At 58.9% G+C, this 15,943-nt stretch carries 11 protein-coding genes, 4 tRNA genes and 1 pseudogene; all 16 read left to right on the forward strand.

Annotated features, from left to right (window positions below; translation table 11 throughout):
• The first annotated feature begins 73 nt into the window (after positions 1-73).
• The 16 genes and pseudogenes from ACQVLG_RS09470 (at position 74) to rpoB (ending at position 15,835) form a co-directional block, all read left to right on the forward strand.
• Positions 74-1,225, forward strand: coding sequence for a class I SAM-dependent methyltransferase (locus tag ACQVLG_RS09470; RefSeq protein WP_474294182.1), 1,152 nt, complete (start codon positions 74-76; stop codon positions 1,223-1,225).
• A gap of 149 nt (positions 1,226-1,374) precedes the next feature.
• Positions 1,375-2,466: a J domain-containing protein gene (locus tag ACQVLG_RS09475; RefSeq protein ID WP_474294184.1), complete on the forward strand. Its 1,092-nt coding sequence runs from the start codon at positions 1,375-1,377 to the stop codon at positions 2,464-2,466.
• A 63-nt stretch (positions 2,467-2,529) separates the two neighbouring features.
• Positions 2,530-4,125, forward strand: coding sequence for a DUF3369 domain-containing protein (locus ACQVLG_RS09480; RefSeq protein ID WP_230540310.1), 1,596 nt, complete (start codon positions 2,530-2,532; stop codon positions 4,123-4,125).
• A 133-nt stretch (positions 4,126-4,258) separates the two neighbouring features.
• On the forward strand, positions 4,259-5,908 hold the full coding sequence (locus ACQVLG_RS09485; protein ID WP_474294187.1) for a response regulator: 1,650 nt from the start codon (positions 4,259-4,261) through the stop codon (positions 5,906-5,908).
• Between the two features lie 232 nt (positions 5,909-6,140).
• Positions 6,141-6,225: transfer RNA gene (locus ACQVLG_RS09490), tRNA-Tyr, on the forward strand.
• Between the two features lie 60 nt (positions 6,226-6,285).
• Positions 6,286-6,359, forward strand: a tRNA-Gly gene (locus ACQVLG_RS09495).
• 43 nt (positions 6,360-6,402) lie between these two features.
• Positions 6,403-6,477 (forward strand) — tRNA-Thr (locus ACQVLG_RS09500).
• Positions 6,478-6,565: 88 nt separating this feature from the next.
• Positions 6,566-7,756, forward strand: coding sequence for an elongation factor Tu (gene tuf / locus ACQVLG_RS09505; protein ID WP_077398776.1), 1,191 nt, complete (start codon positions 6,566-6,568; stop codon positions 7,754-7,756).
• 66 nt (positions 7,757-7,822) lie between these two features.
• Positions 7,823-7,898 (forward strand) — tRNA-Trp (locus tag ACQVLG_RS09510).
• A gap of 32 nt (positions 7,899-7,930) precedes the next feature.
• Positions 7,931-8,314 carry a preprotein translocase subunit SecE gene (secE, locus tag ACQVLG_RS09515; RefSeq protein WP_010394308.1) on the forward strand — a complete coding sequence of 128 codons (384 nt, stop codon included), beginning with the start codon at positions 7,931-7,933 and terminating at the stop codon, positions 8,312-8,314.
• Entirely contained in the window at positions 8,314-8,940 is a 627-nt protein-coding gene (gene nusG / locus ACQVLG_RS09520; RefSeq protein ID WP_034753130.1) for a transcription termination/antitermination protein NusG, read from the forward strand. The genes secE and nusG overlap by 1 nt, the downstream gene beginning before the upstream one ends.
• A 114-nt stretch (positions 8,941-9,054) precedes the next feature.
• Positions 9,055-9,489, forward strand: coding sequence for a 50S ribosomal protein L11 (rplK, locus tag ACQVLG_RS09525; protein ID WP_034753131.1), 435 nt, complete (start codon positions 9,055-9,057; stop codon positions 9,487-9,489).
• Positions 9,489-10,184 (forward strand): 50S ribosomal protein L1, encoded by a 696-nt coding sequence (gene rplA / locus ACQVLG_RS09530; protein WP_034753134.1) that lies wholly within the window; start codon positions 9,489-9,491, stop codon positions 10,182-10,184. The genes rplK and rplA overlap by 1 nt, the downstream gene beginning before the upstream one ends.
• A 320-nt stretch (positions 10,185-10,504) precedes the next feature.
• Positions 10,505-11,077 carry a 50S ribosomal protein L10 gene (rplJ, locus tag ACQVLG_RS09535; protein WP_474294191.1) on the forward strand — a complete coding sequence of 191 codons (573 nt, stop codon included), beginning with the start codon at positions 10,505-10,507 and terminating at the stop codon, positions 11,075-11,077.
• 33 nt (positions 11,078-11,110) lie between these two features.
• Positions 11,111-11,482 (forward strand): 50S ribosomal protein L7/L12, encoded by a 372-nt coding sequence (gene rplL / locus ACQVLG_RS09540; RefSeq protein WP_070223390.1) that lies wholly within the window; start codon positions 11,111-11,113, stop codon positions 11,480-11,482.
• Between the two features lie 241 nt (positions 11,483-11,723).
• Positions 11,724-15,835, forward strand: a pseudogene (rpoB, locus tag ACQVLG_RS09545) (DNA-directed RNA polymerase subunit beta).
• The last annotated feature ends 108 nt before the right edge of the window (positions 15,836-15,943 follow it).

Below are 15,943 nucleotides of genomic sequence, written 5' to 3' on the forward strand. Positions count from 1 at the left end.
TCTCTGCTATGGTTGAGATATTCGGTGGACGCCGCACTGGCGGCATGCGCCGCCGATTCGCTACAATGCGGATATGTCTCTTCCCGCACCCGATAGCGACGCGCTGGCCGCGTCCCATGCCTTGCAGCACCAGATTGCCGCCGAAATCGCGCGCAATGACGGCGCCATTCCCTTTGTCCGCTTCATGGAGCTGGCGCTGTATGCGCCTGACCTCGGCTATTACAGCGGCGGCGCCGCCAAGCTGGGCAAAGATGGCGATTTTACAACCGCGCCGGAGATATCTCCCCTGTTCGGCGCCACCCTGGCCCATGTGGCAGCCGCTATTATGGCGCAAACGGCCCCGCGCATCCTCGAATTCGGCGCCGGCACGGGCAAGCTGGCCGTTGACATCCTGACGGAAGCGGCGAATGCCGGCATTCACGTGGAACAGTATGCGATCGTCGAATTGTCCGGCGAATTGCGCGCGCGCCAGGAGCTGGCGCTGGCCGCCTTCCCGCAAGTGGTGTGGCTCGACGGTTTCCCCGACAGTTTTGACGGCGCCGTGTTCGGCAATGAAGTGCTGGACGCCATGCCCGTCAACCTGATCAGCAAGACGCCCGCCGGCTGGTGCGAGCTCGACGTCAGCATCGCCGACGGCCAGTTCGTCTTTGTCGAACGCCCGGCCAGTGCCGAGGTGGCCGCGCAGATCGCCGCCCAGGTGCCGGAGGCCGATGCCTTGCCGGTCGGCTATGTCAGCGAAATCCACGGCGTCGCCTGCGGCTTCATGCGTTCGCTGGCGCGCATGCTGACCGCTGGCCAGGGCGGCGCGGCCGTGCTGTTCGACTATGGCTTCCCTGCGCACGAGTATTACCTGGATTTGCGCGCCACGGGTACCCTGATGTGCCATTACCGCCATCATGCCCACGCGGAACCGTTTTATTTGCCCGGCTTGCAGGACATCACGGCCCACGTCGATTTCACGGCCATGGCGGTGGCGGCGCAGGATGCGGGCCTTGATGTGCTCGCGTATATGAACCAGGCGTCCTTCCTGCTGGGCGCCGGGCTTGGCGACTTGCTGCTGCGCACCGATCCGCAGCAGGTCAAGACCTATTTGCCGCAAGCCAGCGCCGTGCAAAAGCTGGTCTCGCCGGCCGAGATGGGGGAATTGTTCAAGGTGCTGGTGGTGGGGCACCGCGTGGAGTTGCCGGAAGCGCTGTTGTCCAGCGACCGCAGTCACCGCCTGTAAGCGCCTGCAATATCAAGGCAGGGCAGTGCCGCCCTGCAATTTCCTGTCTGCCGGTGGTTATTATCTTGTCATATCGTATATGATGACCGACACAGCACGGTTCCATCCTGCAAGAACCCGTCGCCGCGCACCGATTTCAAGATAGAACGATGGGAAAGATACATACACACTATGACAACCTGAAGGTGGCGCGCCTGGCGCCGCAGGAAGTCATACGTGCCGCGTACAAAGCCCTCAGCCAGAAATACCATCCCGACAAGAATCCCGGCGACGAAAAGGCCGCCCGCATCATGGCCATCCTCAACAGCGCCTATGGCACCTTGTCCGATCCACAACGCCGCAAGGAACACGACGAGTGGATCGCCGCCGAGGAGTGGGAAATCGAATGGCTGGAAAGCACCCACCAGGAAGAAGGCAAGAGCCGCGATGGCCGCGCGAAAGGCCATGCCCAGCCGCATGAGCAGGCCTGGGCGCAGGATGTGCCGCCGACGAAGGGCAAGCCGCGGCGCGGCCAGCAGCCCGTCTGGCGCAACTGGCGCTGGTGGCTGAGTCTGTTTGTCTGCCTGCTGCTGGGCTGGCTGGGCGCCTTGCTGATGCTCGATACGTCTCAGCCCGTGCCTGCCGCGCTGGCGTCGGCCTGGAGCGGCCTGGCCCGCGATGGCGCCAAGCCCCATGCGGAAGCGGCCACGCCAGCGGCCAGTGCCGCGTCGTCGTCGAAAGGCGAGGCCGTGGCAGTCGATAGCTGGGCCGTGGGCAAGCCGTATGCGCCCGAGCCTCAGCAAGCGAAGACGCCCGAGATCCGGGTGCTGGCCCTGTCCCAGCTGAGCCTGAAAGCCATCCAGCCTCCCTGCGATGGCGCAAGCAAGGCCGAGTCTGCATCGCTGGTGGCGCCGAATGGCGAGCCCTGGCCGGCGCATTCCGGCTATGTCGATGGATTCCCGATCGGTAACAAGGGCGAGGAACTGGCCGTGAGCATCGATAACGGCGGCAATGCGGCGCCCGTGTTCGTCAAGCTGTATGACATGGAGCGGCGCTCGAACGTGCGCTACCTGTATATCCTCGCGTACGACAAGCTGCTGGTGGAGCAGCTCAGCGCGGGCAAGTATGAAGTGCGCTACCAGGCCGTCGGGCCAGGCCAGGACAATTGTGGCGGCACGACGCGCGGCGGTGCGTCGGCAACAGCGCCGGCGCCGGCCGCCGGCGAAGGCGGTACGCAGAATCCTGTTGTAAGCAGCATCTAATCTGATTATGCTTGATATGCGTCAACGCAGCGTCCACATCGACCTTATCCCTTAGGAGTACTCATGACCGACCTCAAAGCCGATGCAGATGATAACTGGCTGCTCGACGAGGATGAGCCGGTGGCCAGTCCTGCCGGGCTGGCCGCGCCCGAGCAGCGCCTGTGGCGTGTCCTGATCGTCGATGACGACGTCGATGTGCATGCGGTCACGCGGCTGGCGCTGCGCAATGTCAGTTTCAAGGGGCGCGAACTGGAACTGTTTTCCGCCTACAGCGGCCGCGAAGCGTATGACATCCTGCGCGACACGCCCGATATCGCGCTGGTGCTGCTCGACGTGGTGATGGAAACGGATGACGCGGGCCTGATCCTGGCCAAGCGCATCCGCGCCGACCTGAACAACTCCATCGTGCGCGTCGTGCTGCGCACGGGCCAGCCGGGCCAGGCGCCCGAGCAGCGCGTCATCATCGAATACGACATCAACGATTACAAGGCCAAGACGGAGCTGACAACGCAAAAGTTGTTTACCACCGTCATCTCGGCCCTGCGCGCCTACGAGAGCCTGATGATGCTCGAGCGTAGCCGCATCGGCCTGGGCAAGATCCTGGCCGGCGCCACCAATCTGTACCAGATTCATTCGCTGCGCGAATTCGCTTCCGGCGTGCTGAACCAGGTCAGCGCCATTCTCGATGTGGGCGCCGACGGCGTGCTGTGCCTGATGCAGGGCGGCGCCGGGCGGCCCGAAGTGGTGGCTGCCACGGGCACGTATGCCGTGCTGGCCGAGGCCGAAGCCATGCCGGCCGACCACGCGCTCACGCCCACGATCGACAAGGCGTTCGCGGAAAAGCGCAGCCAGTTCGAGCATCCAGCCAATGTGCTGTTCATCCATACGGAAGGCAACCGCGAGCTGGCCATCTCCGTCACGCCGCCGTGGCCGCTGGCGCAGATCCAGCGCGATTTGCTGGAAGTGTTTTGCCAGCGCATCGCGGCCGCCTTCGACAATCTGTACATGTTCGGCCAGCTGCGCAAGGCGCAGGAAGCGACCGTGGTGGCGCTGGCCGACCTGGCCGAGTTCCGCGACAGCGACACGGGCGGCCACGTGCGGCGCGTGCAGCTCTTGTCCGACGCCATCGCCCGCCGCATGCAGCAGCGCGGCGTGTATGCCGACGAGCTGACGCCGCAACTGCTCGACATGATCGGCCTGGCCAGCATCCTGCACGACGTGGGCAAGGTGGCCACGCCGGACGCCGTGCTGTTGAAGCCGGGCAAGCATACGGATGAGGAGCGGGCGCAGATGCAGCAGCATGCCGGCGTCGGGCGCACCATCCTCGAGCGGGCCGCCAACATGGTCGACGGCGTCAGCTACCTGACGTATGGCGCGCAGATCGCCGGCGGCCACCACGAGCATTTCGACGGCGCCGGTTATCCGAACGGCCTGAAAGGCCGCGATATACCGATCTCTGCGCGCATCGTTGCCGTGGTCGACGTGTTCGACGCCTTGCTGCACGAGCGGCCGTACAAGGAACCGTGGCCGTATCCGCAGGTGCGCGAATACATCGAGCAGCGCAGCGGCAGCCAGTTCGATCCGGAAGTGGTGACGGCGTTGCTGGACCTGATCGACCATGAGCCGCAACTGTGGCATCCGGAGCGCGCCACCGCGTGAGCTGCCGCTTCGTTGGCGTTTTTCGGCGCGGCCCCATTCCCTTGCGCGCTGCGCCGTCATATACTCGGCTGCCTCATGCTGGCCGGCGCCACGCACCAGTGTGGCGCGCCGCGGAGTTTTCGGACATCACGACATGAAAGAACTCAAGGGACTCAGCGCACTGATCATCGAGCCGCATCCGGGCATGCGCGCCAGCCTGCACAATATGCTCAACCTGTGCGGCCTGGCGAAGATCGATGACGCAGCCAGTTCGGGCCAGGCGATCCGCATGCTGGGCAGCAAATCGTATGACCTGATCCTGTGCGAATACGACCTCGACGGCGGGCAGGATGGCCAGCAGATGCTGGAAGACTTGCGCCACCACAAATTGATGCACGCATCGACCATGTTCTTCATGGTCACGGGCGAAGGCAGCTTCGCCAAGGTGGTCAGCGCCGTCGAGCTGTTGCCCACCGATTACATCCTTAAGCCTTTCACCGCTGACAACATGCTCGAACGCATCGGCCGCGCGCTGGACAAGCGCAATGCCTTCGTGCCCGTGTATGAACTGATCGACGTGGGCAATGAGCGCGCGGCGATTGCCGCCTGCGCCGAGGGCGCCAGCCTGTATCCCCGTTATGCCACGGATTTCCTGCGCCTGCGCGCGGAACTGCATCTGCTGCTGGGCGAGGCGGCCGACGCCGAGCCGATCTATGCCGCCCTGTATGAGGCCAAGTCGATTGGCTGGGCGCGCCTGGGGCAGGCGAAGACGCAATTCCTGCTGGGTGAATACGCGGCGGCGCAGGGCACGCTGGAGGGGCTGCTGGAAAACAACAACAAGCGTTTTCTCGACGCGTATGACTGGCTGGCGCGCACGCATCTGGCGCAAGGCAAGCCGCAACTGGCGCAAGCGGCCCTGAGCGAGGCGGTGGCCCTGTCGCCGCATGCCGTGCGCCGCTTGCGCCGCCTGGGCGAGGCGGCCCTGGCGGCCGATGATATCGACATGGCGGAAAAATCCCTCAAATTGGTGGTCAGCAAGGCCAAATATTCGGAATTCCGCGATCCGGAAGACCATGTGCGCCTGGTGCAGACCCTTGTGCGCAAAGGCGACCCGTTGCAGGCGGGCGCCGTGATCCGCGACCTCGACAAGTCGATGGGCGGGCAAAAGAATGCGGAACTGTGCAGCGCCCTGTGCAGCGCCATGCTGCATGCGCATACGGGTAACGCCGAGCGTCTGCAGCAATCGCTGGACGCTGCCCTGGCCGCCAACCGCCACAGCGTGGGCGGCTCGAATACGCTGAAAACCGAACTGGCGCGCCACTGCCTGGCGCATGGGCGCGAGGATGGCGCCGCCGAGGTGATGCGCGAAGTCATGCGCAATGCGCCCGACAGCGCCGCCATGACGCGTGCCATGGCCGTGTTCGAGCAGGCGGGGCGCGACGAGCTGGCCAAGGCGCTGGCGCGGCAAAGCCGCCAGGAAGTGGCCGACATGGTGGCGGCCGGTGCGGCGAAGGCGGGCGAGGGCGATTTCCGCGGCGCTGTCGATCTGATGGGCGAGGCCGTCACGCGCCTGCCCGACAATCCGCAAGTGGTCTTCAATGCGGCCGTGGCCGTGCTGAAATGCCTGGAGCACGAAGGCTGGGATGAGCGCATGGGGCAGCAGGCGCTGACGTTTATCGCCGGCGTGCGCCGCCTGGACCCGCGCAACCCGAAATTGCCCGTGCTGTCGGGTCTGCATCAGCAGTTGTTGCGTAAATATAAGCCCTTGGGCAACTCCTGGATGCATCCGCCGGATTCAAGGTGAAAGGGAAAATGCGGGGCAAATGACGGAAAAATGCGGCTTGGCGGTAGGGGTGATAAAAAAAATGCGAAAAAAGTCGACTTTTTCGCGCCAACCCTTGCACTTTCTCAAATCGGGAGCTTATAATCACGCCCCGAAGCAGCCAACTTCTTCTTTATACGCAAATGCAGCAGTCAGGCATCAGTAAATAAGGTTGACAGTTGTGAGTAGATGCTTCATACTCTGCGGTTCCCGCGGAGGGGTGGCCGAGTGGTTAAAGGCGACAGACTGTAAATCTGTTCTCTATGAGTACGCTGGTTCGAATCCAGCCCCCTCCACCAAGTTTTTGCAAGGAAAACTGGGTAGTAGCAAGTAAGTGAAGATAAAGTGAACGATACCTCGCGGGTGTAGCTCAATGGTAGAGCAGAAGCCTTCCAAGCTTACGACGAGGGTTCGATTCCCTTCACCCGCTCCAGTTTCCGTTCAGATGCTTGATGCATCGCATGCAACAAATTACAGCCCTTGTAGCTCAGTGGTAGAGCACTCCCTTGGTAAGGGAGAGGCCACGTGTTCGATCCACGTCAAGGGCACCAGAATTCGCAGCAGGCAGCACAGAAGCAATTCAAACCAGACCGTCGGGCGTGTGCCTGAGCAATCTAATCAAATCATTAGGAGTTCAAAATGGCAAAAGGTAAATTCGAACGGACCAAGCCGCACGTCAACGTCGGCACCATCGGCCACGTCGACCACGGTAAAACCACGCTGACCGCTGCAATCGCAACGGTTCTGTCGAAGAAATTCGGCGGCGAAGCTAAAGCATACGACCAGATCGATGCGGCTCCAGAAGAAAAAGCGCGCGGTATCACGATTAACACCGCCCACGTCGAGTACGAAACGGAAACCCGTCACTACGCACACGTTGACTGCCCAGGCCACGCCGATTACATCAAGAACATGATTACCGGTGCTGCACAGATGGACGGCGCGATCCTGGTGTGCTCCGCAGCTGACGGCCCAATGCCACAGACCCGCGAACACATCCTGCTGGCCCGCCAAGTTGGCGTTCCATACATCATCGTGTTCCTGAATAAGTGCGACCTGGTCGACGACGCAGAGCTGCTGGAACTGGTTGAAATGGAAGTGCGCGAGCTGTTGTCGAAGTACGAATTCCCAGGCGACGACCTGCCAATCATCAAAGGTTCGGCACGTATGGCGCTGGAAGGCAAAGAGGGCGAAATGGGCGTTGACGCAGTGCTGCGTCTGGCCGATGCGCTGGATGCTTACATTCCAACGCCAGAGCGCGCTGTTGACGGTGCGTTCCTGATGCCAGTAGAAGACGTGTTCTCGATCTCGGGTCGCGGTACCGTTGTGACCGGTCGTATCGAGCGCGGCATTGTTAAAGTCGGCGAAGAGATCGAAATCGTCGGTATCACCGATACCGTCAAAACGACTTGCACCGGCGTGGAAATGTTCCGCAAGCTGCTGGACCAAGGTCAAGCAGGCGACAACGTTGGTCTGCTGCTGCGCGGCACCAAGCGTGAAGACGTGCAACGTGGTCAAGTTCTGGCCAAGCCAGGTTCGATCAAGCCGCATGCGCACTTCACTGGCGAGATCTATGTTCTGTCGAAAGACGAAGGCGGCCGTCATACGCCATTCTTCAACAACTATCGTCCACAGTTCTACTTCCGTACGACGGACGTGACTGGTTCAATCGAGTTGCCAGCAGACAAAGAAATGGTCATGCCAGGCGATAACGTGTCGATCACCGTCAAGCTGATCAACCCGATCGCGATGGAAGAAGGTCTGCGCTTCGCTATCCGCGAAGGCGGCCGTACCGTCGGCGCCGGCGTGGTTGCAAAAATCATCGCATAAGGAAATGTTATGCTTCCACCCGGGGCGTCCTGGGTGGTAGAATAGCACTCCTCGAAAGTTTTACGTAGGGACGTAGCTCAATTGGCAGAGCGTCGGTCTCCAAAACCGAAGGTTGGGGGTTCGATGCCCTCCGTCCCTGCCACCGTCAAGGTGCAGGGCACCGAAAGTAGAAAAATGTCAAATCAATCCGTGCAAACCGTTAGCACGTCGAGTGACAAGATAAAAGTCGCGCTGGCAATAGTAGCTGCGATTGCAGGAGTAGTCGGGTTTTATTACCTGGCAGGCCAACCAGCTCTGGTGCGTGCAAGCGCGCTTGTGGCTGGTTTGGTTATTGCTGTTGCGCTCTTGTATGTCTCGACGACCGGCCGTGAATTTCTCAATTTCGCCAAAGAAGCTGTGCGCGAAACCAAGAAAGTCGTTTGGCCTACCCGCAAAGAAGCCACGCAGATTACTGCGATCGTGTTTGCCTTTGTGCTGGTCATGGCGATTTTCCTGTGGGGCACGGATAAATTGCTCGAGTTTTTGTTGTATGACGTAATTCTGGGTTGGAAAAAATAATGAGCGAAAATGTGCATGATGAAGCGGCGGACGAGTCCGTTCCGGGCGACGCTCCGGTAGCGGACACTGGTGCAGCGCTGAGCGTGCCAGTGAGCAGCAAGCGCTGGTATGTCGTGCATGCTTATTCCGGCATGGAAAAAAGCGTCATGCGCGCACTGACCGAGCGCATCGAGCGCGCGGGCATGCAAGACCAGTTCGGCCAGATCCTGGTGCCGATCGAAGAAGTTGTCGAAGTCAAGAATGGCGTGAAGTCCGTCACCGAGCGTCGTTTCTATCCTGGCTATGTGCTGGTTGAAATGGAAATGACGGACGAGAGCTGGCACTTGGTCAAGAACACCAGCAAGGTTACCGGTTTCATCGGTGGCAAGTCGAACAAGCCGACGCCGATCTCCGCGCGCGAAATCGACGGCATCATGAAGCAGATGCAAGAGGGTGTCGAGAAGCCCCGTCCAAAAACCTTGTACGAAGTGGGTGAGCAGGTACGTATCAAGGATGGTCCGTTCACCGATTTCAACGGCAATGTCGAAGAAGTCAATTACGAGAAATCCAAAGTGCGCGTCTCGGTCACCATTTTCGGTCGCGCTACCCCGGTAGAGCTCGAATTCGGCCAGGTCGAAAAAGTTTAAGTTGTATCAGCGCCACCAGGAGCGCCGCAGCGGTCTCAGCGAAATCCGGTCAGAGGAGCCCCGCCAGGGTAGGATCGGCGGGGCGCTACTACTCAATCCAAGATAGGAGCCATCATGGCAAAGAAAATCATTGGTTTTATCAAGCTGCAAGTGCCAGCTGGTAAAGCAAACCCATCCCCACCAATCGGTCCAGCTCTGGGTCAACGTGGTCTGAACATCATGGAATTCTGCAAGGCCTTCAATGCACAGACCCAAGGTCTGGAGCCAGGCATGCCGATTCCAGTCGTGATCACCGCATTTGCGGACAAGTCCTTCACGTTCGTGATGAAGACGCCTCCAGCAACCTACCTGATCAAAAAAGCTGCTGCGATCACCAAAGGTTCGCCGAAGCCACATACCGACAAAGTCGGTACGCTGACCCGCGCACAAGCTGAAGAAATCGCTAAATTGAAAACCCCTGATCTGACCGCTGCCGACATGGATGCTGCTGTACGCACCATCGCTGGTTCCGCTCGTTCGATTGGTATCACGGTGGAAGGTGTTGTATAATGGCTAAGTTATCCAAACGTATCAAGGCTTTGAAAGCCAAAGTCGACCGTACCAAAGTGTACGCTTTCGACAACGCTGTCGCTCTGATCAAAGAGTGCGCAACGGCCAAGTTCAATGAATCGATCGACGTATCGGTACAACTGGGTGTTGATCCTAAGAAATCCGACCAAGTGGTGCGCGGCTCCGTCGTTCTGCCAGCTGGTACCGGCAAAACCGTACGCGTGGCAGTATTCGCGTCGGGCGAAAAAGCGGAAGCTGCCAAAGCAGCTGGCGCCGACATCGTTGGTATGGAAGACCTGGCTGAGCAGATCAAAGCCGGCGACATGCCTTTCGACATCGTTATCGCTTCGCCAGATACCATGCGTATCGTTGGTACCCTGGGTCAGATCCTGGGCCCACGCGGCATGATGCCTAACCCGAAAGTCGGCACTGTTACTCCTGACGTCGCTACCGCCGTGAAAAACGCGAAAGCCGGTCAAGTTCAGTACCGTACCGACAAATCCGGTATCATCCACGCTACCATCGGCCGTAAATCGTTCGCTGACGCAGATCTGAAATCGAATCTGGTCGCACTGATCGACGCACTGAACAAAGCCAAGCCAGCATCGAGCAAAGGCGTGTACCTGCGCAAAGTTTCGCTGTCGTCGACCATGGGCGCTGGCGTCCGTGTTGACCAGGCTAGCCTGGCAGCTTAAGTAACAGAATCAAGTCCTGTAGCGCCTTCGGGCGCTGCGGGCGCATCTTTGGGCTGTCTGCCCGGTGTCCGCACCAGGCAGGCAGACAATCAAAGACCGTTGGGCCGACTGCGATCGCACATGCAGAAGGTTAATAGGCTTGCCGGCAACGGCAAGTGCCCAACGCAGATGGTGTACCCGAACAAGTTTTGTAGTCCTCATGCTGCGTGAATCCATCCGCTCAGTTTAGTACTTCTTGACTTCGGACGCCGTGTTCGAACCGATGCAAGGCGCTCAACCACTCGGTTGTGATTGCCGAACATCATTTAAGGAGGTTGACCGTGAGTCTCAATCTGAATGACAAAAAGGCCGTCGTCGCCGAAGTTTCCGCACAAGTAGCAAATGCGCAAACGATCGTCGTGGCCGAATATCGTGGCATCCAGGTTGGTCACTTGACGCAACTGCGTGCTAAAGCGCGTGCCCAAGGCGTGTACCTGCGTGTGTTGAAAAACACTCTGGCTCGTCGCTCCGTTGAAGGTACCGCATTCGCCAGCCTGGCAGATGCCATGACCGGCCCGTTGATCTACTCGATCTCGGCCGATGCCGTTGCAGCAGCTAAAGTCATCGCTGACTTCGCTAAAACCAACGACAAACTGGTCATCAAAGCAGGTAACTACGCAGGCAAGCCGCTGGATACAGCTGCTGTCACCGCGTTGGCGAGCATTCCTAGCCGTGAAGTCCTCATTTCGCAGTTGTTGGGCGTTATGCTGCTCCGGTTTCGGGCTTTGCACGTGGTCTGGCTGCCCTGGCAGCGAAAAAAGGCGAAGGCGCCGAAGCTCCTGCAGAAGCAGCAGCAGAAGAAGCCCCAGCAGCCGCTTAATTGCGCGCGCTTTTTTCTCTCAGTACCAATCTGATGTAACTAACGTAATAAATTTAGGAGTTTCAAAATGGCAATTAGCAAAGACGATATCCTGGAAGCAGTTAGCGCCATGTCCGTAATGGACCTGAACGACCTGGTTAAAGCATTCGAAGAAAAATTCGGCGTGTCCGCAGCAGCGATGGCTTCGGCCGGTCCTGCAGCAGGCCCAGCAGCAGCTGCTGAAGAGCAAACCGAGTTCAACGTTGTTCTGGACACCTTCGGCGCAAACAAAGTTGGCGTCATTAAAGCAGTTCGCGAAATCACCGGCCTGGGCTTGAAAGAAGCTAAAGACCTGGTCGATGGCGCACCAAAAACTGTAAAAGAAGCAGTGTCGAAAGCTGACGCTGAAGCTGCAGTGAAGAAACTGGTTGAAGCCGGCGCAACCGCTTCGATGAAGTAATATCTGTACTGGCGTCAGTTAGCGCCCGAGTCAAAGTCTGAGGTTTCCCCTCGCAAGGGGGGAAATCCGACTTTGGCTCCTTTGTCGTCTGCATCGTATTTGTCATGTAGTTGTAGCAGTTTTTATTCGATTCAATCCGGAAAGCAGAGCCTTGAGGTTTCGTCTGTGTCACACGCAGCGGTGCAAACGAACACTTGCAAAACCTGAATTTTCTATCCTTTCTGTCACTCACGGAGTGTCCATGCACTACTCATTTACTGAGAAGAAACGCATTCGCAAATCATTCGCGAAGCGCGCCAACGTTCACCACGTTCCGTTCCTGCTGGCGACCCAGCTCGAGTCTTATCATAGCTTCTTGCAAGAGGACATAGCACCGTCCGGCCGCAAGAATGATGGCCTGCAGTCGGCTTTCACCTCGATTTTCCCTATCGTGTCGCACAATGGTTTTGCGCGTCTCGAATTCTTGTCGTACGTTCTGGGCGATCCTGCCTTTGACGTCAAAGAATGTCAACAACGTGGCCTGACGTTCGCGTCGCCGCTGCGCGCGAAAGTGCGCCTGGTGATCCTGGACAAGGAATCGCCAACCAAGCCCGTCGTCAAAGAGATGAAGGAACAGGAAGTCTACATGGGCGAATTGCCGCTCATGACGACCACCGGTTCGTTCGTCATCAACGGCACGGAGCGGGTTATCGTTTCCCAGTTGCACCGTTCGCCTGGCGTGTTCTTCGAGCACGACCGCGGCAAGACTCACTCGTCCGGCAAGCTGCTGTTCTCCGCGCGTATCATTCCTTACCGCGGTTCGTGGCTGGACTTCGAGTTCGACCCGAAAGACATCCTGTTCTTCCGCGTCGACCGCCGCCGCAAGATGCCCGTGACGATTTTGCTCAAAGCAATCGGCATGTCGCATGAGCAAATCCTGGCAAACTTCTTCGTCTTCGACAATTTCAACCTGCGCTCCGAAGGCGCGGAAATGGAATTCGTCTCCGAGCGTCTGCGCGGCGAAGTGGCGCGTTTCGACATCGTCGACAAGTCGGGCAAGACCCTGGTGCTGAAAGACAAGCGTATCAACGCGAAACACGTGCGTGATATCGAAGCTGCCGGCATCAAGCACATTTCCGTACCGGAAGACTACCTGCTGGGCCGCGTATTGGCGAAGAACATCGTCGATGGCGACACCGGCGAAGTCGTCGCTTCCGCGAACGATGAGCTGACGGAAGATTTGTTGGGCCGCCTGCGCGATGCCAACATCTCCGAAATCCAAACGTTATACACCAACGACCTGGATCAGGGCGCCTACATCTCGCAAACCCTGCGTATCGACGACACCGCCGATCAAATGGCGGCGAAAGTGGCGATCTACCGCATGATGCGTCCAGGCGAGCCGCCAACGGAAGACTCCGTTGAAGCGCTGTTCAATGGCCTGTTCTACAACTCGGATCGCTACGACCTGTCGGCCGTGGGCCGCATGAAGTTCAACCGCCGCATTGGCCGCGATGAACTGACCGGCGCCATGACCCTGTCGAACGAAGACGTGCTGGCCGTGATCAAGATCCTGGTGGAACTGCGCAATGGCCGCGGCGAAGTCGACGATATCGATCACCTGGGTAACCGTCGCGTACGTTGCGTGGGCGAACTGGCCGAGAATCAATTCCGCGCCGGCCTGGTGCGTGTTGAGCGCGCCGTCAAGGAACGCCTCGGCCAAGCCGAAGCGGACAACCTGATGCCGCACGACCTGATCAACTCGAAGCCGATTTCGGCCGCGATTCGCGAGTTCTTCGGTTCGTCCCAGCTGTCGCAGTTTATGGACCAAACCAATCCTCTGTCGGAAATTACCCACAAGCGCCGCGTATCGGCTCTAGGACCCGGCGGTCTGACACGCGAACGCGCCGGCTTTGAAGTGCGCGACGTGCATCCGACCCACTACGGCCGCGTCTGCCCGATCGAGACACCGGAAGGTCCGAACATTGGTCTGATCAACTCGCTGGCTCTGTACGCCCGCCTGAATGAATACGGCTTCCTGGAAACCCCGTACCGCAAGGTCGAAGGCTCCAAGATTACCGATCAGATCGACTACCTGTCCGCCATCGAAGAAGGCCGCTACATCATCGCCCAGGCGAATGCGACCATCAACGACGAAGGCATGCTGTCCGATGAACTGGTCTCGGCCCGTGAAGCCGGCGAAACCATCCTGGTATCCCCAGAGCGCATCCAGTACATGGACGTGGCGCCGGGCCAGATCGTTTCCGTCGCTGCCTCGCTGATTCCGTTCCTCGAACACGATGATGCGAACCGTGCATTGATGGGCGCCAACATGCAACGCCAGGCTGTGCCTTGCTTGCGTCCGGAAAAAGCGCTGGTCGGTACCGGTATCGAACGCACCGTTGCGGTCGACTCGGGCACCACCGTGCAAGCCCTGCGTGGCGGTATCGTCGATTACATCGATGCGGGCCGTGTCGTGATTCGCGTCAACGATGACGAAGCGCAAGCTGGTGAAGTGGGCGTCGACATCTACAACCTGATCAAGTACACCCGTTCGAACCAGAACACCAACATCAACCAGCGTCCTATCGTGCAAGTGGGCGACCGTGTTGCCAAGCGCGACGTGATCGCCGACGGCGCATCGACCGACCTGGGTGAATTGGCGCTGGGCCAGAACATGACCGTGGCCTTTATGCCATGGAATGGTCTGAACTTCGAAGATTCGATCCTGATCTCGGAAAACGTCGTCAAGGACGACCGCTACACCTCGATTCACATCGAAGAGTTGTCGGTGGTGGCCCGTGACACGAAACTGGGCGCGGAAGAAATTACGCGCGACATCTCGAACCTGGCTGAAAACCAGCTGGCTCGTCTGGATGAGTCCGGTATCGTCTACATCGGCGCGGAAGTGCAAGCGGGCGACACCCTGGTCGGTAAAGTGACGCCAAAAGGCGAAACCCAGCTGACCCCGAAGAGAAGCTGCTGCGCGCGATCTTCGGCGAAAAAGCGTCGGACGTGAAAGACACCTCGCTGCGCGTGCCTTCGGGCATGATCGGTACCGTGATCGACGTGCAAGTCTTCACCCGTGAAGGCATCGTGCGCGACAAGCGTGCCCAGCAAATTATCGATGACGAACTGAAACGCTTCCGTCTGGACTTGAACGACCAGATGCGTATCGTGGAAGGCGATGCCTTCCAGCGTCTGGAAAAAATGCTGATCGGCAAAGTCGTCAACGGCGGCCCGAAAAAGCTGGCCAAAGGCGCCAAGATCACCAAGGAATACCTGGCCGATCTGGACAAATACCACTGGTTCGACATCCGCCCTGCGGACGACGATGCCGCGGTAGCGCTGGAAGCGATCAAGGAATCGATCAACGAGAAGCGTCACCAGTTCGACTTGGCCTTCGAAGAGAAGCGCAAGAAACTGACGCAAGGCGATGGCGATGAGCTGCAACCAGGCGTGCAAAAAATGGTCAAGGTCTACCTGGCCGTGAAACGCCGCCTGCAGTCGGGCGACAAGATGGCAGGTCGCCACGGTAACAAGGGTGTGGTTTCCCGTATTGTTCCTGTGGAAGACATGCCATACATGGCCGACGGCACGCCAGCCGACGTTGTGCTGAACCCGCTGGGCGTTCCTTCGCGGATGAACGTTGGTCAGATTCTCGAGACGCACTTGGGCTGGGCTGCCAAGGGTCTGGGTATCCGCATCGGCGAAATGCTGAAGGCGCAAACCAAGGTCGAACAAGTGCGCAAGTACCTGACGACGATCTACAACGACAACGGCCGCGCGGAAGAGCTGGACAACTTCGACGACGAAGAAATCATGAAGCTGGCGGAAAACCTGAAAAAAGGTGTTCCGTTCGCCACGCCAGTGTTCGATGGCGCGAATGAAGAAGAGATCCGCCGCATGCTGGACCTGGCGTATCCGGACGACATCGCCAAGAACCTGGGCATGACCGCGTCGAAAAACCAGGTGACCATGTATGACGGTCGCACCGGTGAAGCGTTCGAGCGCAAGGTTACTGTCGGCGTCATGCACATGCTGAAACTGCATCACTTGGTCGATGACAAGATGCATGCGCGTTCGACCGGTCCTTACTCGCTGGTGACGCAACAGCCACTGGGCGGTAAAGCCCAGTTCGGTGGTCAGCGTTTCGGTGAGATGGAAGTCTGGGCACTGGAAGCGTATGGCGCGTCGTATGTCTTGCAAGAGATGTTGACCGTCAAGTCCGATGACGTGAATGGCCGTACCAAAGTGTACGAGAACCTCGTCAAGGGCGACCACGTGATCGATGCCGGCATGCCGGAATCGTTCAACGTGCTGGTCAAGGAAATCCGTTCGCTGGGTATCGATATCGACCTCGAACGCAACTAAACGACAGCACCCTGTCATTTGGTTTGGGAAACACAAAGCCCGGCTGGGAAACCACGCCGGGCAATGTAGTCTCAGGAATATAGAAATTTAATAATCACCTCTGGAGTG

Source organism: Janthinobacterium sp. TPC_1 (genome assembly GCF_056037845.1).

Coding starts and splice junctions, on each gene's coding strand:
- rplL (WP_070223390.1), top strand. CDS start 11,111: ATGGCAATTAGCAAAGACGATATCCTGGAAGCAGTTAGCGCCATGTCC.
- ACQVLG_RS09475 (WP_474294184.1), top strand. CDS start 1,375: ATGGGAAAGATACATACACACTATGACAACCTGAAGGTGGCGCGCCTG.
- rplK (WP_034753131.1), top strand. CDS start 9,055: ATGGCAAAGAAAATCATTGGTTTTATCAAGCTGCAAGTGCCAGCTGGT.
- ACQVLG_RS09480 (WP_230540310.1), top strand. CDS start 2,530: ATGACCGACCTCAAAGCCGATGCAGATGATAACTGGCTGCTCGACGAG.
- tuf (WP_077398776.1), top strand. CDS start 6,566: ATGGCAAAAGGTAAATTCGAACGGACCAAGCCGCACGTCAACGTCGGC.
- rplA (WP_034753134.1), top strand. CDS start 9,489: ATGGCTAAGTTATCCAAACGTATCAAGGCTTTGAAAGCCAAAGTCGAC.
- nusG (WP_034753130.1), top strand. CDS start 8,314: ATGAGCGAAAATGTGCATGATGAAGCGGCGGACGAGTCCGTTCCGGGC.
- ACQVLG_RS09470 (WP_474294182.1), top strand. CDS start 74: ATGTCTCTTCCCGCACCCGATAGCGACGCGCTGGCCGCGTCCCATGCC.
- ACQVLG_RS09485 (WP_474294187.1), top strand. CDS start 4,259: ATGAAAGAACTCAAGGGACTCAGCGCACTGATCATCGAGCCGCATCCG.
- secE (WP_010394308.1), top strand. CDS start 7,931: ATGTCAAATCAATCCGTGCAAACCGTTAGCACGTCGAGTGACAAGATA.